Below are 22999 nucleotides of genomic sequence, written 5' to 3'. Positions count from 1 at the left end.
GTCAATCCTTTCGAAGGGCCGTGATGGTTACGGCATCCGGTGTGGTTTGGTGGACTGCCGGGACAGTGGAACCCGGCAGGGAAGCGGCGGCGGCACCGTGGGCCACCGCCTGGCGAAGGCAGTCGGCCGGGGCGGCGCCCTGGCCGTGGGCGAGCAGGTAGCCGGCGAGGGCAGAGTCGCCCGCGCCGACAGTGCTGACCGCGGCGACCGGCGGGTGCGTGGCCAGCCACGCGCCGTCGGCCGTTACCAGGACAGCTCCCTTGGATCCGAGAGTTGCCAGCACAGCACCCACACCGGAACGTACGACGGCGGCGGCTGCTGCTGCGGCTGCAGCCGGGTCCGCTTCAAGTTCGTCAGCGGTGGCCGGAGAGGCGAAGCCGGCTGCGGCAGCCAGCTCCGCCAGTTCTTCGGCATTGGGTTTGAGGAGGTCCGGCTTTCCCGAACCATCGCCTGCCTCGCCGCTGGAAACAGCGGCGGCAAGAGGGGCGCCGGAGGAGTCCACAGCGATCCGCGGGGCATTCCCGTTTGCCTCGGAGCGGAGCCGGCGGGCCACGGTGGCGTAGTAGTCGGCGGGGAATCCCGGGGGAAGCGATCCGGCAAGGACCACCCAGCTGGCGCCACGGGAGCTCTCCAGCAGCAGCTTCATTAGGGCTTCCTGCTGGTCCGCGTCGAGCAGCGGCCCGGGCTCATTGATCTTGGTGGTGACCCCGCCAGGCTCGGTGAGCGCAACGTTGGTGCGGAGCGGCTCGCTGATGGGGAGGGACACGAAGGGCACTTCGCTCTCGCGCAGGCCGGCCAGCACGGGATCGCTGTCCGCGCCGGGAAGGACCGCTACCGACTCCAGGCCGGAGGCCACCAGGGCGCGTGAAACGTTGACGCCCTTGCCACCGGATTCCTGGCTGACGGAGACGGCGCGCTGCACTTCGCCGCGTTCCAGCGGGCCGGGGAGCGCCACAGTCCGGTCCAGGCTCGGGTTGGCTGTGAAGGTGACAATCATGCGATTACCACATCTACGCCGGCTTCTTCGAGGGCCGCTGCAAGTTCGGGTCCGGGTTCGCTGTCTGTAATCAAAGTGTCCAGATCTTTCAGGGAGGCGAACTGGACCAGGGTTTCCGTGTCCAGTTTGGAGGAATCGGCCAACACCACAATGCGGCGGGCCGAACGGACGAAAGCTGCCTTGACGGCGGCTTCTTCAGGATCGGGAGTGCTCAGGCCAAAGGTTGCGTGGATGCCGTTGGTACCGATGAAGGCGATGTCCGGCCGAAACCTGCTGGCAGAGTCCACAGTTGCCTGGCCTACGGCAACCTGGGTGATTCCGCGGACCCGGCCGCCGAGGACCTCCAGGGCAATCCCGGGGATGCTGGAAAGCTTGCCCGCGATGGGCACAGCGTGGGTGATCGCGACCAGTTCCGCCCGTGGTTCAAAGGAATCGGAGGCCTCGACGGCGGTGCGCCTGGAGAGCAGGTCCGCCAGCACCTCGGTGGTGGTGCCGCCGTCGATCAGGACGCTGCCGCGTGATGTGCGGGGGATCAGGGCCAGGGCGGCCTCGGCGATCCGCATCTTCTGGTCCGGCCGCTGGATGGCCCGTTCGTTGATGCTTTCCTCGGTGGTGCTGAAGCGGTCTGCCGCCACGGCGCCGCCGTGCACACGGCGGACCGTCCCGGCGTTCTCCAGGGTGGCAAGATCCCGGCGGACGGTTTCGGTGGTGATGCGGAAGCGCTCGGCCAGGAGGGTCACGCTGACCCGGCCGGTGCCGGCTACAAGCTCGGCAATCTTCTGCTGGCGCTCCTCGGCGAACACATACCCTCCGTTGCGTAAGGCTTGATGGTGCGGCTGCTGATACTGCTGTTTCATTCGTACAGCATTCCGCCGGTGCGTGACAGGCATCACACGATGTTGAGTTACTTGACTTTATCTTTGTTTCTGTTGGTTTGTCAACGGAAACCCACACGAAACAATATGATCGTTCTTCCCCACCCAATGGAGACGGTCTTGCCGGGTGAGAGCGACCACCAGAAGCGGGTTGATACTGGTGAGGCCAACCCGCCCCCCGTTCGGAAGGGGGTACTACAGTGGAGGCATGGCTGCCAGCCGGAATCCGCTCGAGGAGCTGCGCGAAACCATCGGCCATCTGGCCGATCAGCTCAAGCTGCCCGGTTCTGAGCGCGTCGACGAGCTGGTCGGCGATCTGGTGGGTGCGAGGCCAGGGCCCGCCCGGCCGCTGTCCGAGTTGCAGGCCGAGCTCGACGCCCTGGTGGGGCTGGAGACCGTGAAGGAGCAGGTGCGGGCCCTCGTTGCACTGCTGCAGGTCCAGGCCCGCCGCAAGGCGCACGGCCTGCCTGAGGTAGCTACATCGCAGCATCTGGTGTTCCTCGGCAATCCGGGCACAGGCAAGACCACCGTGGCGCGGCTCCTGGCCGAGATGTACCGGGCTGTCGGCCTGCTGCAGAAAGGCCACCTGGTGGAGGTTGACCGTTCGGGCCTGGTGGGGCAGTACGTCGGCGCCACCGCCATCAAGACGGACCGGGTCATCCGGCGTGCGCTGGACGGCGTCCTGTTCATTGACGAGGCCTATGCGCTTGCCCCTGAAGACGGCCGGACCGACTTTGGACCCGAGGCGATCGAGGTCCTGCTTAAGCGGATGGAGGACCACCGCCACCGCCTGGTCGTGATCGTGGCGGGGTACCCGCGGCTCATGGAGTCCTTTCTGCTCTCCAACCCCGGGCTGCGCTCCCGGTTCGCCCGCGAGATCACGTTCCCCGACTACTCCGTGGACGCACTCCAGACGATCTTCCACCAGATGCTGACCCAGCACGAGTACACGCTGGAGCCGGACGCGGACCAGATGCTGCGGCGTATTTTCATGGGGCTCCACGCGGGCGAGGACTCCGGCAACGCACGCTTCGCCCGCACTCTGTTCGAGCAGGCCCTCAACCGCCAGGCGCTGCGGCTGTCGCTCGACGAGGAGCATAGTCTCGACGCGCTCGACCGTGAGGCCGTCATGACGCTCACTGCGGACGACATCGTGGGGGCCGCGCTGGCCTTGGGCGAGGAGCCGGAGCCGGAGCCGGAACAGGCGCCGGAACCGGAGCAGCGGCGCTGGTGGAGCTGGCTGGTCTGAGGGATCTCCGGCAACCCGGTACGCCTTGCCCGGCCCAGCTTCACGTTTCTTTTCAACCTGCCTCGTTAGGCTGAGGCGATGGAAACAGTTGTGTGGTCCAAGCCTGAGGGTGAGCGGGCAGGGACTCCGCTGCTGGTGATGATGCACGGTTACGGCACCGACGAATCACGGATGGTCCGGCTCTTCGAGTACCTGCCGGCGGAATTCACCTGTGCGGCCCTCAGGGCTCCCATGGCCATTGGTGACCACTATGGCTGGTTCCTGCTGGATTACTTCCTGACCAATGACTTTGCAGATGTCATCAAGGCCTCGAGCGCTGTCCAGACCTGGATCAATACCGTCAAGGGACAGCACACCAGCGTGAGCCTGCTCGGTTACTCACAAGGCATGGCGATGGCCAGCACGCTGCTGCGCCTCCACCCTAAAGACTATGTGGCCGTGGTGGGGCTTTCCGGGTTTGTCCTGGAAAATGAGCTGCTGTCGCTCACCGAATCCTTCGACACCAAGCCGCCCTTCTTCTGGGGGCGGGACAAGGCCGACCTCGTCATCAATGAGGACGCTGTGGCGTACACCGAAGAGTGGCTTCAGAACAACACGCTCCTTACCGCCAGGACCTACCCGGGGATGGGGCATGCCATGTCCAAGACGGAGATGGTGGACGTGAGTGCTTTCCTGCGCCACTACGTACTCAAAACAAACGGACCTGCACCTACGTGATCCCGCCCTGGGCGCAAGGTGAAATCCGTCACACGAAGCGGCCCAGGAAAAAACAGTTGCCAGCAAAATTTGTAAGCGCTTACACTCGTTCTCGGCCGTCCTATCGGCCCTGAGCTGGGCGGATAAGGAGATCAGCGCGGTGCGGACGGTTTTCGGCGGCCGGATGAGGGCTGATGCCCTTGGCTTGGCCTCCAGTAACGAAGGTTCCGCTGGCTTGTCCTGTACGGGGCACCACGTCCATGATAGTGGAGGACGATCAGCAAGCTTGCGGCCGCCGCGTTTCCCGTGGCGCCGGTTGCCTTCCGCAGTTGCATGTCGCCAGGGCATCGAGGCCTCACCTTTTTCAAGCATCCCCGCCTTCGAGGCTGCCCGCCGTCCTGAAAGGACACCGCACCGCTGATGACCGAAAACACGGCTACAGACAACGTCACCCCCGGACTTGCCGCTTGGGCCGGCGCCTCTGCGATCCTCTTCGATCTTGACGGTGTGCTCACCCCCACAGCCACTGTGCACGAGCAGGCGTGGCAGGAACTGTTCGAAAGCTACCTCGCGCTGCACCCGCAGGCTGCCGGCTACACCGCAAGCGACTACTTCGACCACATCGACGGGAAGCCGCGCTTTGACGGCGTCAGGGACTTTCTCGCCTCCCGCGGAATAGTGCTTCCCGAGGGTCCCACTGACGATGACCCCGCCAACATCACCGTGCAGGGCCTGGGCAACCGGAAGAACAGGATCTTTAACGACATCGTGGGCGCCGGCGTCGAGCCTTTCGAGGGTTCCGTGCAGTTCCTTGGCGCCGTGCTGGACCGCGGACTCAAGGTCGCCGTCGTTTCTTCCTCCCGCAACGCACCGGCCGTCCTGAAGGCCGCCGGATTGAGCAGCCACTTTCCGGTGGTGGTGGACGGTGTGGTGGCAGCCAGGGAGCACCTGCCCGGCAAGCCCAGCCCCGCCACCTACGAATACGCCGCCGGGCTCCTGAACCTGCCCACTGAGCAATGCGTGGTGGTGGAGGACGCAGTCTCCGGTGTCCAGGCCGGAAGCGCCGGGTCGTTCCACTCCGTAGTCGGCGTTGACCGCGGCGCCGGACGCCAGACACTGCTCGACGCCGGAGCCACCGTGGTAGTCAACGAGCTCAACGAACTCCTGTAGGCAGTGCTGCCGGTACCGGCACCCCCATCCCGGTGACGGGACACCACGAATTACTCAAGTAAGCAGTAAGCAGCAACCCAGGCTGCCGCGCCAACAGCGGCCAGAGAAAGCTGCCCTCATACACGCACAAGGACCTCAACACCATGGCTCTGATCTCAGCGGACCGCGAAAGGTTCCCCAACACACCCTGGCAACTGGTGGAAACACGCCACGAACAGGGTACCCAGGGAACACTGGAAACCCTTTTTGCGCTGGGAAACGGCCACTTGGGCATTCGCGGCGCACACTGGGCGGCAGCTGACTCCGACCTGCCCGGCAGCTTCATCAACGGACTGCATGAAATCTGGGACATCAAGCACGCTGAAAACGCCTACGGGTTCGCCCGCACCGGCCAGCGCATCCTGTACATCCCCGACGCCAACAACTTCACCGTCATCATCGACGGGGAAACCCTCAGCCTCTCCGAATCCGAGGTGCTGGAGTACCGGCGCTCCGTTGATTTTTCCACCGGCGTTTACGAATGCCGGATCACCTGGCAGTGCCGCTCCGGCGCGACCGTCACCACCACCGAGCGGCGCGCCGTGGGCTTCGTTTCGCGGGGGGCCCTTGGCATCTCGCTGGAGGTAGCCACCAACCGGGATGTGTCGGTAGACGTCACTTCCTCCGTGATCAACCGCCAGGACCAGCCGGTGGAGGACCACTCCGTCCACGATCCCCGCCGCGCAGGCCGCCACGCCGGCCGCGTACTGCTGCCCCTGCGCCTTGACGGCGGGGACGGGTCCCTCCGGCTGGCGTGGGAGGCGGCAGAATCGAAGCAGCGCGTCGGCGTCGCGGTGGACCACTGGACCTCCGCAGGGCACCAGCCCTTCGATACCCTCGTGGACCAGGATGACAGCAGCGTCCGCTACGTCCTGGCGGTCAGCACGGATGAGCCGTTCCGCCTGGAAAAGAGCGTCAGCTACGCGGCCGGCCCTGCGATCCAGGACCCCTCTGTTGACCCCGCCGCGGTGGCAGAAGGAAGCCTGCGTTCGGTCCAGGACATCTTCGCCGAAAGCGAAGAGCACTACCGCCGCTACTGGGCCACCTCGGACATCGTGGTGGCCGGCCAGCCTGAACTGCAGCAGGCCATCAGGTGGAACCTGTTCCAGCTGGCCCAGGCAACCGCGCGTGCGGACGTTGCCGGGATTCCCGCCAAGGGCGTCACCGGTTCCGGCTACGAGGGCCACTACTTCTGGGACCAGGAGGTGTACATCCTGCCGTACCTGACGTACACCAACCCCGATGGCGCCCGCCAGGTACTGGAGTTCCGCCACGGCATCCTTCCCGAAGCCCAGGTCCGGGCAAAGGAACTCAGCGTGGACGGTGCACTGTTCCCCTGGCGCACCATCAATGGGCTCGAAGCCAGCGCCTACTATGCCGCAGGCACCGCCCAGTTCCACATTGCCGCCGCCATCGCCTTTGCTACCAACCGGTACGTCTGGGCTACAGGGGACGCAGCCTTCCGTGACGGGATGGGCGCCGAGCTGCTGATCGAAACCGCGCGCATGTGGTTCTCGCTGGGCTTCTTTGGCAAGGACGGGCTCTTCCACATCCACGGCGTGACCGGGCCGGACGAATACACCGCCGTTGTCAACGACAACCTCTACACAAACGTCATGGCGCGCTTCAACCTGCGGGCTGCCGCTGCACTGGAGCACGCCGGCGTCAGCCAGGAGGAGCGGCAGCTGTGGGAGGCGGCGGCGAACCGCATGCAGCTGCCGTTCGACGAGCGCATGCAGGTCCACTCGCAGGACAACGACTTCATGCACCTCGAACCCTGGGACTGGACCACGCCCCGTTCGAAGTACCCGCTGCTGCTGCACTTCCACCCCCTGGTCATTTACCGGCACCAGGTCCTGAAGCAGGCGGACACCGTCCTGGCGATGTTCCTGCAGTGGCAGGACTTCAGCGCCGGGGAAAAACAGCGGGCCTTCGACTTCTACGACCCGCTGACGACGGGCGATTCAACACTCTCCGCCTGCGTCCAGGGCATCATGGCTGCCGAGGTAGGGTACTCCCGCGAAGCCCTTGAGCACTTCACCAACGCGGTGTTCATCGACCTGGACGACACCCATGGCAACACCATCGACGGCGTCCACATCGCCTCCACCGGGGGAGTGTGGAGCTCCCTCGTCTGCGGGTTTGCGGGGCTAAGGGACCAGGGGCCGGTCCCGTACTTCGATCCGCGCCTGCCCGCCGGCTGGGAAAGCCTGGCGTTCCACCTCAAGATCCGTGGCCGTTTGCTGCTGGTCCAGCTCGACGCCGAAGCCATCACCCTGACAGTCCAGGACGGCAGTGCCCTTGAGGTGGACGTGCGCGGCGGCCTGCTCAGCGTGGGCGCCGAGCCCGTCCGGGTGGCACTTGAGCCGGTGCCGGAACCGGAACCCACGGTCTTCCCCAGTGGACATCCGACGGCGAGCATTCCGGTGGTGCGCGCCAACAGCTAGGTAACGCCCGGCCGGCGACCAGCGCCGCCGGGCGGCTTAGTCTCCGGCCGCCGTCGACCGTTCCTCAACAGGAGCCCTGTCCAGCGGGTGCGCCAGTTCGTCGTCGGCCATGTGCGCCACCGCCATGGCGATGACCGCCATGACGGGGCATACGAGGCCTGCCACAAGGAAGATCAGCCAGAGGGGCAGGACCTCGGCGGCCGGCCCTGCCAGGGCCATGGACACGGGCATCAATGCAAGCGACACAAAGAAGTCCAGGCTGGAGACCCTCCCCAGAAGATGGGGCGGGACGCGCCGCTGGAGGAGCGTGCCCCAGATGACCATGCCCACGCTGCCGGTCACGCCCCAGATGAACAGCGCGGCGGCGACCGCCCAGAAGCTGTTCATGATCCCGACGGCGGCCAGCGGCAGGCTGCCCGCACCCCAGGACACCATCATCACCGTGAGGTAGCGACGCGGAAGCCTCAAGGACGCTGTGACCAGCGATCCCAGGGCCGCGCCCAGGCCCATCACGGCGAGGAGGAAGCCGAACATGCGCGAATCGCCGTCCAGTTGGTCGCGCACCACAAACGGCAGCAGCACCTCGATGGGACCCATCAGGAACAGGACCGAGATGCATGCCCAGAGCAGGGTCCACAGCAGCCACGGTGTGCGCAGTGTGTAAATAACACCCTCACGCAGGTCCTGGAGGAACGATGGTTTGCCGCGCTCGGCCCCCGCTGCGAACGAACCGTCCTCGGCCCCGTTGACTGGCGCGTCCAGCGCGTGCTGGCCCAGGAAGTTGAGGATGATGAAGGCCGAGAGATGGCAGACGGCCACTGCCGTCACGGCGTGTGACGGCGAGAGGGCAGCCACAACGATGCCCGCCACGGCGGGACCGGCAGCCTGCTGGAGCACCGGCCGCATGGAACCCTCCACACCGTTCGCGGCGAGCAGGTCCTCGGCAGGAAGGATGCGCGGCAGGATGGCCGAGTAGGCGGGGAAGAAGAAAGCGGCTCCGACACCCAGCACAAAGGCGCCTACGGCCAGGTGCCAAAGTTGCAGCCACCCTGTCAGGGCAAGCCCGCTGACGGCGGCGATCACGGCAAGGTTTGTTCCTTCCACAGCAATGATCAGGCGGCGCTGCGGTATCCGGTCCGCCGCGATTCCGCCGGCCAGGAGAAAGGCCACCAGGCCAACACTGCCGGCGGCCGCCACCAGGGACAGCTCGAGCGGTCCGCCGCCCAGGTGGATCACCTGGTAGACCATGGCCACGGCCCACATGCCGGAGCCAAAAATGGAGATTGCCAGCGCCGAAATCAGGACCCGGTACTCGCGGTGGGCAAACGGCCGCAGGGCTTTGGGAGCGGGCATAGGGTTAAGTCTAGGCTTTGGGCGCAGACCCGGGACAGCGGGCCGCTGCCCCCCGTCACCACGTGGGGACGGTGCCGTGGCCTAGTGTTAAGCAACCTTAGTATTAGGAAAGGCCGCACCCGACGCGGCCGGCGAGACCAACAGAGGTGACTATGGCCAGGCGCAGCAATCCCGCAGTACGAATCGCACACGAAACCGCCCACAACGCCGTTTTTGACGCGGACGGCAAACCCAAGCCCGGCGTGCACAACACGCTCCTGAAGGCAGTGGAGATCCAGCGCCCGCTGGTCCTGGCCTACATCCGCAGGCTGCAGCGCAAGCACCCGCGTGCCACGGCCGCCCAGCTGGCGGACATCCTGGAGCGCGACTACCTCCGGGCCGTCACTGGCGGCGGGGCGGTAGTGGGCGCCACCGCGGTTGTCCCCGGTGTTGGCACCGTGGCCTCCCTGGGCCTCTCCGCGGCCGCGACCGTTGGATTCCTGGAAGCCACCGCACTTTACGCCACCTCACTTGCAGAACTGCACGGTATCCGCCTGACCAACCCGGAGAAGGCCAGCACCATGGTGATGGCCCTGATGCTTGGTGAGGAAGGCACCGCCTTGCTCGGAACGCTCAGCGGCCAGGCCGCGGGCAACGGCGTCAGTGCCTCCAGCGCGTGGGGCAACGTGCTCTCGAAATCGATGCCCGGCTTCGGTTCAGTCCGGAACCGGATCCAGAAAGCCTTCCTCAAGAACCTCCTCAAGCGCCAGGGCACTGCGCTGTTCGGCCGGGCGCTGCCGTTCGGCATCGGCGCAGTGGTGGGCGGAGCCGGTAACCTCATGATGGGGCGGGCAGTGGTGTCCAACGCGAAGGAAGCGTTCGGCCCGATGCCGGACACCATCCCCGGCGAACTCAATGCCGCCGCACCGGACAACCTGACGCTGGAAGGCAACAACCTTGGATCTCAACGCTGACCTCGGCGAATCATTCGGCTCCTGGAACATGGGGGACGACCCCGCCATGTTCCGGCTGGTCACCAGCGCCAACGTGGCCTGCGGTTTCCACGCGGGAGACCCCGTCACCATGCTGGACAGCTGCAGGGCCGCCTATGAGCTGGACGTCACCGTCGGCGCGCACGTTGGCTACCGGGACCTTGCCGGCTTCGGCCGCCGCTCACTGGACATGTCCTTTGACGAATTGTTCGGCGACGTGCTGTACCAGCTCGGCGCGCTCGACGGCGTCGCGCACGCTGTGGGCGCCTCCGTTGACTACGTGAAGCCGCACGGTGCGTTGTACAACCGGTTGGTCCGCGACGCAGACCAGGCCTCGGCAGTGGTGGCGGCAGTGAACTCCTACGACCCCGGGCTGCCCATCCTCGGCCTGCCCGGTTCGGAGCTGCTGAAACAGGCCAAGGAAGCCGGCCACCCCACCTTCATCGAAGCCTTCGTGGACCGCGCCTACCTGGCTGACGGAACCCTGGTGCCGCGCTCGCAGGAGGGCGCTGTCCTGCACGACGTCGACGCTATTGTCGAGCGGGCGGTGCGCATGGCCACCAAAGGTGAGGTGCTGGCCGTGGACGGGACCCTGGTCGGGGTGCGGCCGGACTCCTTATGCATCCACGGCGATACCCCGGGCGCCGTCGGGATGGCTGCAGCAGTCAGGGCCGGCCTTGAATCCGCCGGCGTTGAACTGGAGTCCTTCGCCTAGATTCCCCGCAACGCGGAGATGCTCCGGCCCGGCCCTCAGCAGGCTGCGCCGGAGCATCTGTGCGTTGTGGGGGTTCTGTCCGCGCCAACGACCCGGGCAATTACCCAAAGATCAGGTGCGCCACCGTGAAGATCGTGAGCCCGGCGAGTGCACCCACCACGGTGCCGTTGATCCGGATGAACTGCAGGTCCTTGCCCACCTGGAGTTCAATCTTCTGCGAGGTTTCCTCTGCATCCCAGCGCGCCACGGTATCGGTGATGACCCCGGCAATGTCGGAGCGGTACGTCCGCACCAGGTAGCCCGCCGCGTCGCCGATCCAGGCGTTGACCTTTCCGGCGAGTTCCGGATCGTTGACCAGGCGTGAGCCAAAGTCGCGGACTGCTGCCTTGAACCTGATGGTCAGGTCGCTGTCCGGATCGTCGACGGCCCCGAGCAGCGCGTTCTTGACGGTGCCCCAGGTCCGGAAGGCGAGTTCCCGCACCTCCGGATCGCCGAGGACCTGTGCCTTGATGTCCTCGGCGCGGGCGATCATGGCCGGATCGTGCTGCAGGTCCTGAGCCAGGTCGTTCAGGTACTTGTCGATGGACTGCCGCACCTCGTGGTTCGGGTCAGCCTGCACTGCGCGGACGAACTTGAGGAGTTCCACGTACACCTTGTCGCCCACCATGCCGTCCAGGAACTGCGGAACCCAGGTGGGGGAGCGGTCCGAAACCAGGTGGGTGACGGTGTGGTGGTTGTCGTCCACCCAGTCCGCGGCCCTGTCCACCAGCAGGTCCACCAGTTTGTGGTGGTGCCCGTCGTGGAAAATCCGCTCCGCCATCCTGCCCACGGGAGGTCCCCACGGCGGAGTCAGCAGATGCTTGCGGACCATGCCCTCAATGACCGCCTGGACGTCGTCGTCATTCAGGACCTTGAACACGCCCCGGATGGCGGCGGCACCCTCCTTCGCTACCCGCTCGGCCCCGGCCGGTGTGGCAAGCCACTGGCCGGCCCGGCGCGCGATGTTCACGCTGGCCAGCTTGTCCTGGACCACCTGCTCGGAGAGGAAGTTGGTTTCCACGAACTCGCCCAGCGAGGCCCCGATCTGGTCCTTCCGGCGCGGGATGATCGCGGTGTGCGGGATCTTGATGCCCATGGGGTATTTGAACAGGGCGGTGACGGCGAACCAGTCAGCCAGTGCGCCCACCATGCCACCCTCAGCCGCAGCGCGCACATACTGGAGCCACGGGTACTCCTTCTGCAGTGCGAACGCGAACACAAAGATCACTGCCATGGCCACAAGCAGCCCCAACGCCAACAGCTTCATTTTCCGCAGCGCTGCCGCTTTTTCCGCGTCCCCCTCGCCGAGGTGGCGGCCGACGGCGGGACCGGCCGCCGGGCCCATCCCGCGGGGCGGGGCCGAAGGAGTAGGACTGGTGGGTGCTTCCCGGGTAGTTGACTCAGAGTTCACCTGCATGTGCCAAGCCTAGTCCCGCAGCGCCGGGCAGGTCGGCTACCGTGTCTCCATGACTACCGACGAGTCAGTGCCGCAGCGGCCGCTGGTCTTTGCCCACCGCGGCTCAAGCGCCGCCTTTGCCGAACATACCCGCGCGGCCTACCTGCAGGCGCTCGCCGACGGGGCGGACGGGGTGGAGTGCGATGTCCACCTCACGCGCGACCAGCACGTCATCCTCCTGCACGACGCCAACCTGGACCGCACCTCGGACGGCACCGGGCCGGTGGCCGAGCGGACCCTGCGGGAGCTGCGCCGCCTGGACTTTTCATCGTGGAAGGGTGCGCGCATCCCCGAGATTTACGGTGCCCAGTCCGAGCAGTTCCTGACCCTTTCCGAACTGCTTGAGATCCTCCGCGGTGCCGGACGTCCTGTGGGGCTGGCCATCGAGCTGAAGCACCCCAGCCCGTACCAGCTCAAGCTGGAGGACCGCGTGCTCGAAGTCCTCCGGAGCGAGGGGTGGGACGCCAAAAGCTCAGCTCTGGACAACATTGCGGTGACGTTCATGAGCTTCAGCCCCGAATCTGTCCGCCGCCTGCTGCGGTCGGTACCGGCCGGGTACATCTGCCAGCTCGTGGATGATGTGGACGTGCGGGAGCTCCGTGAAGAGATGGGGTTGGGACTGATCACTGGCGGTGCGATCGCCAACGTGTTGAAGGCTGCGCAGCTTGAAGGTGAGCGCATCCTGGACCACGGCGAGGTTGGGCTGGCCGGTCCCGGAGTGGATTATGTCCGCCAGCACCCGGCCACCATCCGGCGGTGGCTGGAGCGGGGCCGCCGTTTCCGGGTGTGGACCGTGGACTCGGAGCAGGACGTGGCGCTCTGCCAAGGCCTGGGCATGCACGAGATCACCACCAACGTGCCGGCCCGCGTCCTCAGCCAGCTGCAGGTCGCTTCATCGCAGGCCGGGTAGGCCTGGCGGAGAATGCGGGAAGCCTGGCCGTTTCAGCGCCCCGCCACGCTTGTGGTTGAGTGGAGCCATGCCTTTTCCCCGGTCCGGCCGGGCCCGCCAGAGCCTTTCCGCTGCAGCCATGAGCGCCCTGCTGCTGGTGAGCGCCATGAAACACTTCCGCGATCCCGGCTTCTACCGCCAGGTAGTGCCCGACTACCTCTGCCTGATCGACCCGCAACAGCAAGGAACGGGGCACGTCGGCGCTGAGGCCGGCGCTGTTCCCGCCAGTGGAACTGCTGCCTTCGACGGCGGCCACAAGTCCAGCGCCGGTCGGCCCTTCGCCGTCATGACCAGGGACGAATGGATTGCGGTGAGCGGCCTGCTGGAACTGGCAGCCGCCGTGGTCATCCTCGTCCCGGTGACGCGCAAAGCGGCCGCAACCGCCCTCACCGCCATGTTCACCGGATTTCTGGCCGGTCATGCCGATGCCCTTCGCCGGGCCTACGGACCGCAGGGGACGCCGATGCAGCGCAAGGTGCACACCCTGCGCTTCCCGCTCCAGGCGCCGCTGATCCTCTGGGCGTGGAGCCTCCGCAGCCCGGGCTCGAGTCCGTGGCGGTGAAACTTCCGGCGTCCCCTGCCGTGCGTGTGGGACTCTCCATCAGCGTGGCCACCGGGCTGTACGGGATATCCTTCGGCGCACTCTCCGTCACCTCCGGGCTTGACTTCTGGCAGACCATGGCGCTGAGCCTGCTCCTGTTCAGCGGTGGCTCGCAATTCGCCTTCATCGGGGTAGTGGGCGGAGGCGGCTCAGGCATCGCAGCGATGAGCGCAGCCACCCTTTTGGGTATGCGCAACGGCATCTACGGCATGCAGCTCAACGCCCTCCTGCACCCCACCGGGTGGCGCAAGTACGTCGCCGCGCAGGTAACCATCGATGAGTCCGCCGCCACCAGCACCGGCCAGACCGATCCCGCGGAGCAGCGCCGGGGTTTTTGGGCAGCCGGCATCGGGATCTACGTGTTGTGGAACCTCTTCACGGCGGTGGGGGCGCTCGCCGGAAGCGGGCTGGGGGACCCCCGGCAATGGGGACTGGATGGGGCAGCAGTGGCGGCGTTCCTGGCCCTTCTCTGGCCCAGGCTTAAGGGCCGCGAACCGATTGCGATTGCGGTGGTGTGCGCTGGGGCAACAGTGCTGGCCGTGCCGCTCGTGCCGGCCGGCGTGCCGATTCTGGTGGCGGCGGTTGTGGCCGCCCTTCTCGGCTGGTTCAGCCGCGGCCGGAGCGACGAGGGCCTGGAACCGGACGTGGAGCCGTACCGGGAGCACCACCGCCACGGGGCTCACCACAAGGAGGCCTACGACGAGCCCCGCAGTAAGGAGCCCGGCGGGCATGGCAAGGGCCACTACCCCGGCGGAGAAAGCAGTACTCCGGGGGCGGAGTCATGAGTCTCTGGGCATGGCTGCTGATTGCCTGTGTTCTGGCCTACGCGTGGAAGCTGGTGGGCTACTTCGTTCCGGCGAGGTTGCTGCAGAACCCCCGGATGTCGCGGGTTGCAGGCACCATGACGATCGGTTTGCTGGCGTCCCTGACGGTGGTTAACGCGGTGGCTTCAGGGCAGTCGCTGGCGGCTGATGCGCGGCTGGGTGCACTGGCTGCAGCAGCGATTGCGCTGGTGCTCCGGGCCCCGTTTCTCCTGGTGGTGGTGGCCGGAGCGGGAACTGCGGCGCTGCTCCGGATGTTGGGCTGGAGCTGAACCCCCGCCAAGAACATCACGCGGGTCCCTTTTCTTGCCCGTGGCGGGTTTGTACTATGGGATCGGCTAAGCAGTTGGCCCCGACGACCCGCATGAATGGTAACGATGGAAAATCAACTGCACGCGTCCGGGGCAAGGGCCGGAAGAACCCAGCAGCATAAGAATTCCCGATGGCGCGCGGGACTGCCCGCCAAACGCTTCTTTGCACGTTTCTCGAGTATTTCGGACGTCCCTGCCGAGGACTTGGAGGCCCTCTCCGAAAGTCTCAGGTTGGCCATGGACGTCGATCCGGCGTCGCAGGTTCCGGCGCTGCACGCCCTTGTGGGCCGGGAGATCCGGGCCAGGAGAGCGGCGGACAGCGACTAGCCGAGGCAGGACAAAGGAGGGCAAGGTAAGACAAAGCAGGGCGAGGCAACGAGAACTCGGGGCCGGTGAATCGGGAGACGTCCCGGCACTGGTCCCGGCATCGTGGGAAAGTGGTCAGGCTACCCCGTGCGCGGCGCGGTCTGGTTCACCTGACCGGCGCGAGCTTTCTTCAACTGCCAGCTCGTACCAGGCCTGGGCCCCGAACTCGGGCTCCGGGGTATCGAGGTTCTGGAAGAGGGCATCCAACAGTTTTGCCAGTTCCTCCGCCGGCAGGGTGGGAAGAACTTCCTCGGGGCCGCGCGGATCGTTGATGTAGTGGAAAAGCCTTGAACTGTTCATCGCGCTGCGGCCGCGGGCCGGAGGTGCAGGAACTGTGGCATGGGTGGCTCCATCTTGAAGGAACAGAGGCTGGCTGCGTAACCCACTTGAAGTGTATTGCACCCGCAGGAGGCCCACAATGGGGGATATCGGCGTCCCGAAGTCAGGATTCCTGGGGCTGGATCGGCTGCTGGCCGCTCAGCGAAGGAGCTGGCAGCGGCACATGGATTGGCAGCGGGCGGCTGGGCCGGACAGACCGGATGGCGTCCTCCACCAAGGCCAGCGGACGGCGCCACGCATCGGATCCGGGTTCCATCGTGTCCACCACTCCTATGAGCATTGCGAGCAGCCGGAACATGTCCGTCATGGAGATATCACTGCGCAGGCTTCCCTGGCCCTGGCCGCGTACCAGCAGCACGCCCATCGAGTCCATCAGCGAACCCGTGATGCCGGTCAGGAGTTCCCGGCGGCCGGCAACGGCTCCCAGGAGGTTGGCGTCCTCGCTGGCAGCGGCCATCAGGGCTTCCAGCACCCGCAGCAGTCCGGCGGCGGCGTCGATATCTGCCAGGGCGCCGTCCACGACGGGATCCACGGTGAGCCGCAGTTGCCGGTTGAGGGCTGCAAGCACCAGCTCTTCCTTGTCCGAAAAATTACGGAAAAGGGTTGCTGGACCCACCCCGGCTGTTGCTGCAATGGTCTGCAGTGGTACTTCCGGGCCAAACTCGCGGAAGCATTGGCGCGCCGCTGTGATGATCTTGTCCACGTTCCGCGCTGCATCGGCGCGGAGCGGCTTGCGGGCAACTGCGAGGCTCATGCCAAAAGGTTAGCAACGGAGCCTCCGGCGTTCACCGTTACTGGAGGGTAGGGGGTTTTGTGACAATGCCGCCGGGCTTCCTGCGCTGCGGTGCAGCCGGTGCCATGGCACACTGGGCTTCATGCTGCTTGCGTTTTCTGTCGCCCCGTCCGGTACCCCCACCGAAGGTGCCCGGCCCGCCGACGCTTCCGTTCACGACGCCGTTGCCGCCGCCGTAAAGATCGTCAGGGAATCGGGGCTGCCCAACAAGACCGACTCCATGTTCACCACCATCGAAGGCGAATGGGATGAGGTGTTCGACGTCGTAAAGCGCGCCACTGAGGCGGTAGGACATTACGGCAGCCGCGTTTCGCTGGTCATCAAGGCGGACATCCGGCCCGGCTACTCGGGGGAGCTGGCCGCGAAGGTTGAACGCCTCGAAGAAGCGCTTACCGACGGTTCCTGAACGCGGACGTGCCGGCCGCCGTCGTCGGCTAATAACTCTGGACCCGCGCGTGGCCGCGTGCCAAACTGTGCCCATGTTCGAGCACAAGCCCCGGCCGGAGTGGATTGCAACGGAGCAGTTCCTGTCCGACGTCGTAATCCACCCGGATCCCGCCGTGCTCCGCGCAGTGCGATCCGCCGCCGCTTCAGGCATGCCGGCTATCGAAGTGGCACCAAATGCCGGCAAACTCCTCAAGCTTCTGGTTCAGCTCTCGGGCGCCCGCCGGATCCTGGAAATAGGCACTTTGGCCGGTTTTAGCACCATCTGGATGGGGCAGGGCCTGCCCGACGACGGCACGTTGGTTACGTGCGAGTTCCTGCCGAAGCATGCCGAAGTGGCCTGGGCCAATATCGACTTTGCAGGCTTGGGGCAGAAAGTCGAGATCCGGCTCGGACCAGCCCTGGATACCCTGGCGGCGTTGGCGGAGGAAGACCGGGAACCTTTCGACTTCATCTTCATTGATGCGGACAAGGAGAACAACAGCCGCTACCTGGAGTGGGCCGTCCGCCTCGGTCGTCCGGGGGCGACAGTGGTTTTGGACAACACCATTTGGGAAGGCGCTGTGCTCGATCCCGGGATGGATCCGGTCAACGCGAAGGGAATTGTTGACGCCCTCAGGTTGCTGGGCGGGCATCCCAGGCTCGACGCCACAGTCATTCAGACAGTGGGCTCCAAGGGGTGGGACGGGTTCGCGCTGGCCCGTATCCGTTAGCCTCCCGGGGCGGAACTGCCGGGCTGGCTGCCTGTCCGAATTGGTAAGTATGCTTAGATTTATTCGCCGGCTGGTCCGCAGCCGGGCCCGGAGCACCAGTGGAGGAAAATGATGAAAGCTTCGCCCAGCCTTGCCGGCAACCTGCAAATGGTGCTCACGGACCTCATTGAGCTGCACCTGCAGGGTAAGCAGGCCCACTGGAACCTCGTGGGCACCAATTTCCGCGATCTGCACCTTCAGCTGGACGAAATTATTCTGGCCGCCCGCCTCTTTGCCGACCAGACGGCAGAACGGATGAGGGCTCTGCAAGCCCTTCCGGACGGCCGGAGCAGCACGGTTTCGGCGGGCAGCCGGCTGGAGGAGTTTCCGCAAGGGCTGACCAGCACGAAGGACACCGTCAAACTTGTTACCGCCCGGCTCGAACGCACGGTCCAGACGATGCGGGACGTCCATGATGAAGTGGACGAGGAAGACCCCACCAGCGCCGATCTGCTTCACGCCGCGATTGAACGCCTGGAGCAGCTGGCCTGGATGGTCAACGCCGAGACCATGGCCGCCACGGCCCCTGTCACGGAGCCTGCCTGATCCTTCCCCGGTGCCAGGAGAACTGGTACGGACACACGAAGAGGGGCTGCCGCGGTATCCGCAGCAGCCCCTTGCCAGGCCCGGTTTTTGCCGGTCGGCTTATTCTTTCCTGAAAGCGTCCTTGATTTTTTCGCCGGCCTGTTTCAGGTCCGCTTTGGCCTGGTCCATCTGGCCTTCAGCACGAAGGCCCTCGTCGTCGGTGGCCGCGCCGGTAGCTTCCTTGGCCTTGCCACTCAACTTTTCGGCTGCGTTGTCAATCTTGTCGTCCAAACCCATGGCGGTTCTCCCTTCGGCGGATGGCCGGCGGACGGTATACCGCCAGCCATGCCTTATGCTAACCAGCCGAAGGCAGCTTCAACAGGCCCGATCGGAACGTCAGACCAGGTCAGGCGCGCTGGCAACGATGTAGTCAGCAGCGGCTGGACCGGTCATGGACAAGTTGTTGCTGTCCGGGCTAATACCCTGTGCCTGCAGCGCATCCCAGAGGGCTTCCGGAGCCTGAAGCGGGGCTTTTTGGAGCAGGCACCAGCTCGTGTAAAGCCCGTACAGCTCATCCCGTCCGAGGCCCAGTCCGGGTTCCCTGTCCGCGACGACTGCTTCGGCGATGAATTGTTCAAAATGTGTAGCAGGCATTGTTCGCTCATTCGGGGTCGACCGTGATGCCGCCGTATCTGCTTCAGCGGACCTGCAGGCTCCGGGAAGCCAAGCAGAGTAATCATGAAGGTATGGCAGCTGAGCTCACTTTGTCCAGTCGGGCAGTCGCGCCGCTGCATTCGAGGGGGCCGACGGCGACTGGGGGGACTGGCCTCGGTCTCAGAAGAGGCCATCTCACCGCCGACCCCGCCTTCGCCCCGGGCCACCTTGTTGACCCGGGAAACCTGAACAGGACCTCCAAGACAATTTTCCCCCATCTTGAAGGTCCTGCCTAGTCCCCGGAGACAACGGCGAACGGCCTGCCGTTGTCTCCCTGGTCCCTCCCCGGTCAGTCGCGGCCCGTGCCGCGTTCGCGCAACTTGTCCCGCACCCGGTCGCGGTGAGGCTGAGCAGGCTGGTCGTCATTCCGGTCCTGGTCCCCGTTCTGGCCGGGTTCCGCATCCTTGCCGTTCTGCGCGCTGTACTTCTCACGCAGTTCCCGTCCGTGCTGGATGTCCTCTTCCTCCTGCTTCTGCATCTTCTCGCTCTTCTTGGTGTCGCGCGGCGGCAGCTGAATGGTTTCTTCAGCCTCGATGCCGGCCTGGAGCTGGCGGCCCCGTTCCATCTCGGCGTCGAACTCAGCGCCGAAGAGCAAGGACATGTTCAGGATCCACAGCCACAGCAGCATTACGATTACGCCGCCCAGGGCGCCGTACGTCTTGTTGTAGTTGCCGAAGTTGCCCACGTAGAAGCCGAAGCCCAGTGAGGCCAGCAGGAAGACGAACAGGGCAATGCCTGAGCCAAGGCTCATCCACTTGAACTTGGGCTGCTTGACGTTGGGCGTCGCGTAGTAAAGGACGGCGATGATCACGATGATGAGCCCCACCATGACCGGCCACTTGGCGATATCCCAAATGGCCAGGAAAACACCACTGAGGCCAATCAGGCCGCCAACCGCTTCCGCCACCGGGCCGCTGAGCACCAGCATGCCGGCCAGGATCGCGATGATGACTACCGCCAGAAGGGTTACCACCAGCATGGTGCCGCGCAGCTTGACGAACGGCCGCCCCTCATCCACCTCGTAGACGCGGTTCATGGCACGGCCGAAAGCACCAACGTATCCGGACGCGGACCATAGAGCGGTGGCAAGGCCGAGGACCAGGGTCAATCCTGCCGCCGGTGCGTTTGCCAGGTCCGAAACGGTGCCGCTGACGGTGTTGACGGTTTCTGCAGGGGCGAAACCGCGCACGATCTGCAGCAGGGCATCGGTAGTTTTCTGCGGGTCGCCGAAGATTCCGATCAGCGAGACGAGTGCGAGTATGGCCGGGAACAGCGAGAGCACCGCGTAATACGTCAGTGCAGCAGCAAGGTCCGGACACTGGTCCTTGCTGAACTCACGCAGCGTCTTCCTGGCAATGTATTTCCAGTTCGGCTTGTCCAGGTCCTTTGGGCTGTCCGGTTTCCGGGAATCATTTGGATCCGGCGCCTGGCGTGCTTTGGCCGTGCTGCTCTCGGATGCGTCATGAGTGGCCATGGGGTGTCCTCTCGATAAGGGTGCTTAATCCGAGAAGCCGGCTCCGCGCGGTGGCGGGGCCGGCCTCTCAGATGGTGCTCGTGCCTTTTTGTGCCGCGTTAGTGGCGGGTCAGGTGTTTTGGACGTTGGTTTTGGCGTCGGTGGCGCGGTCTTTGACGTCGGTGACGGCGCTTTGGCCTTCGTTTTTGACGTTTTGGGCGGCGTCAGTGGCGGTGGCCTTGACGCTTTGGATGGCTTCCTGGGCGGGTTCCTTCAGGTCCTGGACGACGTCTTTGGCGGCGTCGGTGACCTTTCCGGCCAGGGGTTCGGCAGCGGTTTTGAGCTGCTGGGCCGCTTCGCGTTCCTTCTGGCTGGCCGGGATCAGGGAGGAGATGAGCATCCCGGCGCCGAACGCGATCAGCCCGGCGGCCAGCGGGTTGCCCTGGGCCTGGGCTTTGACCTGTGCCGGTGCGTGGGAGATCGCGGTTCCGGCGTCGGAGAGTTTAGCGCTGACGTTGTCCTTGGCCCCATGCAGGGTATCGCCGGTGCTGTGCAGGGCGTTCCCGGTGTGCCCGGTCCCGGAGGAGACCTTGTCCTGGACCGTGGAGGTGGCGGTGTCTGCTGCTCCCATGACTTTCTCCTTAACCCCGCTGACCGCGTCCTTCACGGTGTCTTTGACTTTGTCGGTCTGGCGCTGGACAACGTTGGCCGGGGTGACCTTGTCCGCGACCGCGTCCACGTTGGTGCCGAGGCGCGCACGGGTTTCTTCGATTTCCTGACGAATTGCATCCGGGTTATCGCTCATCGGTTTACCTCACCTGGTTTTAGGGTTGGGGGAATTTCAGAAAGTGTTTCGCCCGTCTGGGGCAGGCCCTGGATCTGCTTGAGTTCCTTGCGGCCGATCGAGGCCAGGACCGCGGCGATGATGCCCCAGATCACGGCGACGATCACAGCGGCCCAGCCCAGCGGCATCAGCGCGCCCAGGGCGAACATCAGCCCCAGGGACAGGAACACCAGGACGAAGTGCCCGGCCACGCCGGCGCCGGCGAGCATCCCGCCGCCCTTGCCTGCCTTCGTGGCGGACTGCTTCAGCTCGGCCTTGGCGAGGGCGACTTCCTGGCGCATCAGGGTGGACAGGTCCCGTGTGACATCACCGAGCAACTCACCCAGGGACGTGTTGTCCGCCTTCACATGCGCCTCACTCGGAGCAGGCTCCGGAATTTGGCTACTCATCAGAGTCCGCCTGCCTGCCCGCCGGCGCGGCGGTCGCGGGCGAGGGGGTCGTCATCCAGCGGATCAGCGGCAAGCCGGGGGTCACCCAAGGGGTCCTCGGCTGTCCGGGTTCCGGACCAAGGCTCCTCTTCCACCAGCTGGGGGCTGTCCAGCGGGCTGGCGGGACGCCCAGCCGCGGGATAGCTGCTGCCGGGCGCGCCGGCGTCGTAACCGGCTGTGGTGGCCGGACCGGGGAGCTGGACCGGGGGAGGAGGGACCGTTCCACCGGCAGGCGTGTAACCCTCGGTGTACTGGTCGCCGTAGGGGCTGGAGTACTGGCCGGCCAGTCCTGCCGTACCAGCAGTGCCGGTGGTGGATGACGTTTCGGTGGTGCCTGCGGTGAGGCCGCGGGTCAACCGGCCGGCCAGGACGCCGGCACCTGCTGCCAGCAGCAGGAACGTGCCGGGCTTGTTGCGGGCGAACCTCTGGACTTCACCGAGCAGGTTACCCGGCTGCTTGTTCTCAAGCCAGGACGCCACTGATTCGCTGCGCTGGGCCGCCTGGCGGATCAAGTCGCTGGCCAAGCCCTGCTGATCCGGTGCCTCGGCCATGCTCTGCAGCTGGCCCGAGATGGTCCGGATGCCTTCGGCGGCCTTCTGCTGCTGCGTTCCGGCCTGGCTGGAAAGCCCGGACTTCGCCTGGGACAGCAGGTCCTGGGCCGTGGACTTCGCTTCGGAGGCAACGTGGGCTGCTTCTTCCTTGGCGGTCTGGGCTACATTCTGCGCGGAGCCCTTCGCGGTGCGTGCAACATCAGCTGCTTCTTCCTTCGCTGCTTCCTTTCGGGACCCGGAGGCATCACCGGCGGGTGCATCTCCATATGGTGGAGTGGCGGCGGACGGGAAAGTGGTGGCGCTTCGCTCCCCTGGAATTCCTGTGGAGGCCGGCGGAGCCGTGTAGGCGGGATCCTCGGGCCATTGGTTCTCTGTCATCTTCGCTCTCTCTTTCCAAGAAGGCCGGTTGTTGATCAAGAACCAGCGATACTGGCCCTAAAATAATAAGCATGATTACTAATAAAAGGTAAGTACGCTTGCTAAGCGAGTTATAAACGGTTCCAAAATTGTCAGCCGGAATGGCTCTGCCGGCCCGGGTCACATCGAAGTGGAAGTGGTGGGTAATTTGGAAATAGCTCCGTGGGTTTGGGTATTGGTGGCCGTAGTTGTGGTGGTGCTGATTGTGCTGCTGCTGCTTGCAACAGGACGGCGCCGAAAGGCCATCCAGCAAAAGCGGGATGATGCGCATCGCCAAAAGGCGGCGGAGATCCGCCGTGAAGCCGAAGACAGGGAACTCGATGCCCGGGAGCGCGAAGCGAAAGCGACGCGGGCCAGGGCGGACGCCGAGCAGGCGCAGGTTGAAGCGGCCCGGTTGCGGCAACAGGCAGACCAGCAGGCAAATGAGGCCAAGGCCCTGCGCGACGATGTGAGCGAACGGACGCGGAAGGCGGACGAGCTCGACCCGGACGTCAGGGGCAGCCGTGACGGCGCGGGCAATAATACCCGCCGGGGCGCCACTAATCCCGTCACCGCGGACCGTGAGGGTGCCCATGATGAATGGCGCAACGACGGCGCCAACCCCGGCCGGGGCGGCGCGCACGTGGATCGCGAGGACCCCCGTTCAGGCATCTGATGCGCCGAGGGCGCGCCGGCGGATGCACG

26 protein-coding genes are annotated in these 22999 nt (G+C 65.5%); 14 read left to right on the top strand and 12 right to left on the bottom strand.

Annotated elements, in window-relative coordinates; translation table 11 throughout:
- Position 1: 1 nt before the first annotated feature.
- Complete coding sequence (locus AC5RVN_RS12270; protein ID WP_494138099.1) at positions 2-997, bottom strand: 1-phosphofructokinase family hexose kinase; 996 nt, start codon at positions 995-997, stop codon at positions 2-4.
- Positions 994-1800, bottom strand: a complete 807-nt coding sequence (locus AC5RVN_RS12265; RefSeq protein WP_494040783.1) for a DeoR/GlpR family DNA-binding transcription regulator — start codon at positions 1798-1800, stop codon at positions 994-996. Before AC5RVN_RS12265 ends, AC5RVN_RS12270 begins: the two co-directional genes overlap by 4 nt.
- A 280-nt stretch (positions 1801-2080) precedes the next feature.
- Here AC5RVN_RS12265 and AC5RVN_RS12260 point away from each other — a divergent pair, with 280 nt between their 5' ends.
- From AC5RVN_RS12260 to AC5RVN_RS12245, 4 genes are all read left to right on the top strand, one after another.
- Complete coding sequence (locus tag AC5RVN_RS12260) at positions 2081-3121, top strand: AAA family ATPase (RefSeq protein WP_494138098.1); 1041 nt, start codon at positions 2081-2083, stop codon at positions 3119-3121.
- Positions 3122-3199: 78 nt separating this feature from the next.
- Positions 3200-3838, top strand: coding sequence for an alpha/beta hydrolase (locus AC5RVN_RS12255; RefSeq protein ID WP_494138097.1), 639 nt, complete (start codon positions 3200-3202; stop codon positions 3836-3838).
- Positions 3839-4237: 399 nt separating this feature from the next.
- Positions 4238-4987: an HAD family hydrolase gene (locus AC5RVN_RS12250; protein ID WP_494138096.1), complete on the top strand. Its 750-nt coding sequence runs from the start codon at positions 4238-4240 to the stop codon at positions 4985-4987.
- A 143-nt stretch (positions 4988-5130) separates the two neighbouring features.
- A complete protein-coding gene (locus AC5RVN_RS12245; protein ID WP_494138095.1) occupies positions 5131-7473 on the top strand; it encodes a glycoside hydrolase family 65 protein in 2343 nt (780 codons plus the stop codon).
- Positions 7474-7509: 36 nt separating this feature from the next.
- Here the strand turns inward: AC5RVN_RS12245 and AC5RVN_RS12240 are convergent, their stop codons facing one another.
- Entirely contained in the window at positions 7510-8826 is a 1317-nt protein-coding gene (locus AC5RVN_RS12240; protein WP_494106047.1) for an MFS transporter, read from the bottom strand.
- Positions 8827-8978: 152 nt separating this feature from the next.
- Here AC5RVN_RS12240 and AC5RVN_RS12235 point away from each other — a divergent pair, with 152 nt between their 5' ends.
- A complete protein-coding gene (locus tag AC5RVN_RS12235) occupies positions 8979-9779 on the top strand; it encodes a hypothetical protein (RefSeq protein ID WP_494106046.1) in 801 nt (266 codons plus the stop codon).
- On the top strand, positions 9763-10512 hold the full coding sequence (locus AC5RVN_RS12230; RefSeq protein ID WP_494040535.1) for a LamB/YcsF family protein: 750 nt from the start codon (positions 9763-9765) through the stop codon (positions 10510-10512). The genes AC5RVN_RS12235 and AC5RVN_RS12230 overlap by 17 nt, the downstream gene beginning before the upstream one ends.
- A gap of 100 nt (positions 10513-10612) precedes the next feature.
- On the opposite strand, the gene AC5RVN_RS12225 is transcribed toward AC5RVN_RS12230, so the two are convergent.
- Positions 10613-11968, bottom strand: coding sequence for a DUF445 domain-containing protein (locus AC5RVN_RS12225; RefSeq protein ID WP_494138094.1), 1356 nt, complete (start codon positions 11966-11968; stop codon positions 10613-10615).
- 49 nt (positions 11969-12017) lie between these two features.
- Here AC5RVN_RS12225 and AC5RVN_RS12220 point away from each other — a divergent pair, with 49 nt between their 5' ends.
- The 4 genes from AC5RVN_RS12220 (at position 12018) to AC5RVN_RS12205 (ending at position 14650) form a co-directional block, all read left to right on the top strand.
- A complete protein-coding gene (locus tag AC5RVN_RS12220; RefSeq protein ID WP_494138093.1) occupies positions 12018-12917 on the top strand; it encodes a glycerophosphodiester phosphodiesterase in 900 nt (299 codons plus the stop codon).
- Positions 12918-12984: 67 nt separating this feature from the next.
- Complete coding sequence (locus AC5RVN_RS12215; RefSeq protein WP_494106043.1) at positions 12985-13518, top strand: DoxX family protein; 534 nt, start codon at positions 12985-12987, stop codon at positions 13516-13518.
- On the top strand, positions 13515-14342 hold the full coding sequence (locus AC5RVN_RS12210; protein ID WP_494138123.1) for an AzlC family ABC transporter permease: 828 nt from the start codon (positions 13515-13517) through the stop codon (positions 14340-14342). The genes AC5RVN_RS12215 and AC5RVN_RS12210 overlap by 4 nt, the downstream gene beginning before the upstream one ends.
- Positions 14339-14650, top strand: a complete 312-nt coding sequence (locus tag AC5RVN_RS12205; RefSeq protein WP_494106042.1) for an AzlD domain-containing protein — start codon at positions 14339-14341, stop codon at positions 14648-14650. Before AC5RVN_RS12210 ends, AC5RVN_RS12205 begins: the two co-directional genes overlap by 4 nt.
- Before the next feature lie 480 nt (positions 14651-15130).
- Here the strand turns inward: AC5RVN_RS12205 and AC5RVN_RS12200 are convergent, their stop codons facing one another.
- Both AC5RVN_RS12200 and AC5RVN_RS12195 read right to left on the bottom strand, forming a co-directional pair.
- A complete protein-coding gene (locus AC5RVN_RS12200) occupies positions 15131-15355 on the bottom strand; it encodes a hypothetical protein (protein WP_494040539.1) in 225 nt (74 codons plus the stop codon).
- A gap of 142 nt (positions 15356-15497) precedes the next feature.
- Complete coding sequence (locus AC5RVN_RS12195) at positions 15498-16148, bottom strand: TetR/AcrR family transcriptional regulator (protein WP_494040540.1); 651 nt, start codon at positions 16146-16148, stop codon at positions 15498-15500.
- A gap of 121 nt (positions 16149-16269) precedes the next feature.
- On the opposite strand from AC5RVN_RS12195, the gene AC5RVN_RS12190 reads away from it, so the two are divergent.
- The 3 genes from AC5RVN_RS12190 to AC5RVN_RS12180 all read left to right on the top strand — a co-directional run bounded on the left by AC5RVN_RS12190 (position 16270) and on the right by AC5RVN_RS12180 (position 17929).
- Entirely contained in the window at positions 16270-16593 is a 324-nt protein-coding gene (locus AC5RVN_RS12190) for a thiamine-binding protein (protein WP_494106040.1), read from the top strand.
- 73 nt (positions 16594-16666) lie between these two features.
- Positions 16667-17344, top strand: a complete 678-nt coding sequence (locus AC5RVN_RS12185; RefSeq protein ID WP_494138092.1) for an O-methyltransferase — start codon at positions 16667-16669, stop codon at positions 17342-17344.
- A gap of 111 nt (positions 17345-17455) precedes the next feature.
- Positions 17456-17929 carry a Dps family protein gene (locus AC5RVN_RS12180; RefSeq protein WP_494040543.1) on the top strand — a complete coding sequence of 158 codons (474 nt, stop codon included), beginning with the start codon at positions 17456-17458 and terminating at the stop codon, positions 17927-17929.
- Positions 17930-18028: 99 nt separating this feature from the next.
- Here AC5RVN_RS12180 and AC5RVN_RS12175 read toward each other — a convergent pair whose 3' ends face one another.
- From AC5RVN_RS12175 to AC5RVN_RS12150, 6 genes are all read right to left on the bottom strand, one after another.
- Entirely contained in the window at positions 18029-18205 is a 177-nt protein-coding gene (locus AC5RVN_RS12175; protein WP_494138091.1) for a CsbD family protein, read from the bottom strand.
- A gap of 99 nt (positions 18206-18304) precedes the next feature.
- On the bottom strand, positions 18305-18562 hold the full coding sequence (locus tag AC5RVN_RS12170) for a hypothetical protein (protein ID WP_494040545.1): 258 nt from the start codon (positions 18560-18562) through the stop codon (positions 18305-18307).
- Between the two features lie 349 nt (positions 18563-18911).
- Complete coding sequence (locus AC5RVN_RS12165) at positions 18912-20096, bottom strand: YihY/virulence factor BrkB family protein (protein ID WP_494106036.1); 1185 nt, start codon at positions 20094-20096, stop codon at positions 18912-18914.
- Positions 20097-20205: 109 nt separating this feature from the next.
- A complete protein-coding gene (locus AC5RVN_RS12160; RefSeq protein WP_494138090.1) occupies positions 20206-20880 on the bottom strand; it encodes a DUF3618 domain-containing protein in 675 nt (224 codons plus the stop codon).
- The gene (locus AC5RVN_RS12155; protein ID WP_494041666.1) at positions 20877-21308 is read right to left on the bottom strand and encodes a phage holin family protein; all 432 of its coding nucleotides are present in this window, start codon (positions 21306-21308) and stop codon (positions 20877-20879) included. The genes AC5RVN_RS12160 and AC5RVN_RS12155 overlap by 4 nt, the downstream gene beginning before the upstream one ends.
- Positions 21308-22276 (bottom strand): hypothetical protein, encoded by a 969-nt coding sequence (locus AC5RVN_RS12150; RefSeq protein WP_494138089.1) that lies wholly within the window; start codon positions 22274-22276, stop codon positions 21308-21310. The genes AC5RVN_RS12155 and AC5RVN_RS12150 overlap by 1 nt, the downstream gene beginning before the upstream one ends.
- 214 nt (positions 22277-22490) lie before the next feature.
- On the opposite strand from AC5RVN_RS12150, the gene AC5RVN_RS12145 reads away from it, so the two are divergent.
- A complete protein-coding gene (locus AC5RVN_RS12145; protein ID WP_494138088.1) occupies positions 22491-22970 on the top strand; it encodes a hypothetical protein in 480 nt (159 codons plus the stop codon).
- Positions 22971-22999: the final 29 nt, after the last annotated feature.

Source organism: Arthrobacter sp. sptzw32 (assembly GCF_059089735.1).
The sequence above is the reverse complement of the archived record's forward strand: the minus strand, read 5'-3'. Positions and strand labels throughout refer to the sequence as shown.

Excerpts from the sequence above, each read along its gene's own strand:
- AC5RVN_RS12270 (WP_494138099.1), bottom strand. The coding sequence starts at position 997 with ATGATTGTCACCTTCACAGCCAACCCGAGCCTGGACCGGACTGTGGCG.
- AC5RVN_RS12260 (WP_494138098.1), top strand. The coding sequence starts at position 2,081 with ATGGCTGCCAGCCGGAATCCGCTCGAGGAGCTGCGCGAAACCATCGGC.
- AC5RVN_RS12255 (WP_494138097.1), top strand. The coding sequence starts at position 3,200 with ATGGAAACAGTTGTGTGGTCCAAGCCTGAGGGTGAGCGGGCAGGGACT.
- AC5RVN_RS12250 (WP_494138096.1), top strand. The coding sequence starts at position 4,238 with ATGACCGAAAACACGGCTACAGACAACGTCACCCCCGGACTTGCCGCT.
- AC5RVN_RS12245 (WP_494138095.1), top strand. The coding sequence starts at position 5,131 with ATGGCTCTGATCTCAGCGGACCGCGAAAGGTTCCCCAACACACCCTGG.
- AC5RVN_RS12240 (WP_494106047.1), bottom strand. The coding sequence starts at position 8,826 with ATGCCCGCTCCCAAAGCCCTGCGGCCGTTTGCCCACCGCGAGTACCGG.
- AC5RVN_RS12235 (WP_494106046.1), top strand. The coding sequence starts at position 8,979 with ATGGCCAGGCGCAGCAATCCCGCAGTACGAATCGCACACGAAACCGCC.
- AC5RVN_RS12225 (WP_494138094.1), bottom strand. The coding sequence starts at position 11,968 with ATGCAGGTGAACTCTGAGTCAACTACCCGGGAAGCACCCACCAGTCCT.
- AC5RVN_RS12220 (WP_494138093.1), top strand. The coding sequence starts at position 12,018 with ATGACTACCGACGAGTCAGTGCCGCAGCGGCCGCTGGTCTTTGCCCAC.
- AC5RVN_RS12215 (WP_494106043.1), top strand. The coding sequence starts at position 12,985 with ATGCCTTTTCCCCGGTCCGGCCGGGCCCGCCAGAGCCTTTCCGCTGCA.
- AC5RVN_RS12205 (WP_494106042.1), top strand. The coding sequence starts at position 14,339 with ATGAGTCTCTGGGCATGGCTGCTGATTGCCTGTGTTCTGGCCTACGCG.
- AC5RVN_RS12200 (WP_494040539.1), bottom strand. The coding sequence starts at position 15,355 with ATGAACAGTTCAAGGCTTTTCCACTACATCAACGATCCGCGCGGCCCC.
- AC5RVN_RS12195 (WP_494040540.1), bottom strand. The coding sequence starts at position 16,148 with ATGAGCCTCGCAGTTGCCCGCAAGCCGCTCCGCGCCGATGCAGCGCGG.
- AC5RVN_RS12190 (WP_494106040.1), top strand. The coding sequence starts at position 16,270 with ATGCTGCTTGCGTTTTCTGTCGCCCCGTCCGGTACCCCCACCGAAGGT.
- AC5RVN_RS12185 (WP_494138092.1), top strand. The coding sequence starts at position 16,667 with ATGTTCGAGCACAAGCCCCGGCCGGAGTGGATTGCAACGGAGCAGTTC.
- AC5RVN_RS12180 (WP_494040543.1), top strand. The coding sequence starts at position 17,456 with ATGAAAGCTTCGCCCAGCCTTGCCGGCAACCTGCAAATGGTGCTCACG.
- AC5RVN_RS12175 (WP_494138091.1), bottom strand. The coding sequence starts at position 18,205 with ATGGGTTTGGACGACAAGATTGACAACGCAGCCGAAAAGTTGAGTGGC.
- AC5RVN_RS12170 (WP_494040545.1), bottom strand. The coding sequence starts at position 18,562 with ATGCCTGCTACACATTTTGAACAATTCATCGCCGAAGCAGTCGTCGCG.
- AC5RVN_RS12165 (WP_494106036.1), bottom strand. The coding sequence starts at position 20,096 with ATGGCCACTCATGACGCATCCGAGAGCAGCACGGCCAAAGCACGCCAG.
- AC5RVN_RS12160 (WP_494138090.1), bottom strand. The coding sequence starts at position 20,880 with ATGAGCGATAACCCGGATGCAATTCGTCAGGAAATCGAAGAAACCCGT.
- AC5RVN_RS12155 (WP_494041666.1), bottom strand. The coding sequence starts at position 21,308 with ATGAGTAGCCAAATTCCGGAGCCTGCTCCGAGTGAGGCGCATGTGAAG.
- AC5RVN_RS12150 (WP_494138089.1), bottom strand. The coding sequence starts at position 22,276 with ATGACAGAGAACCAATGGCCCGAGGATCCCGCCTACACGGCTCCGCCG.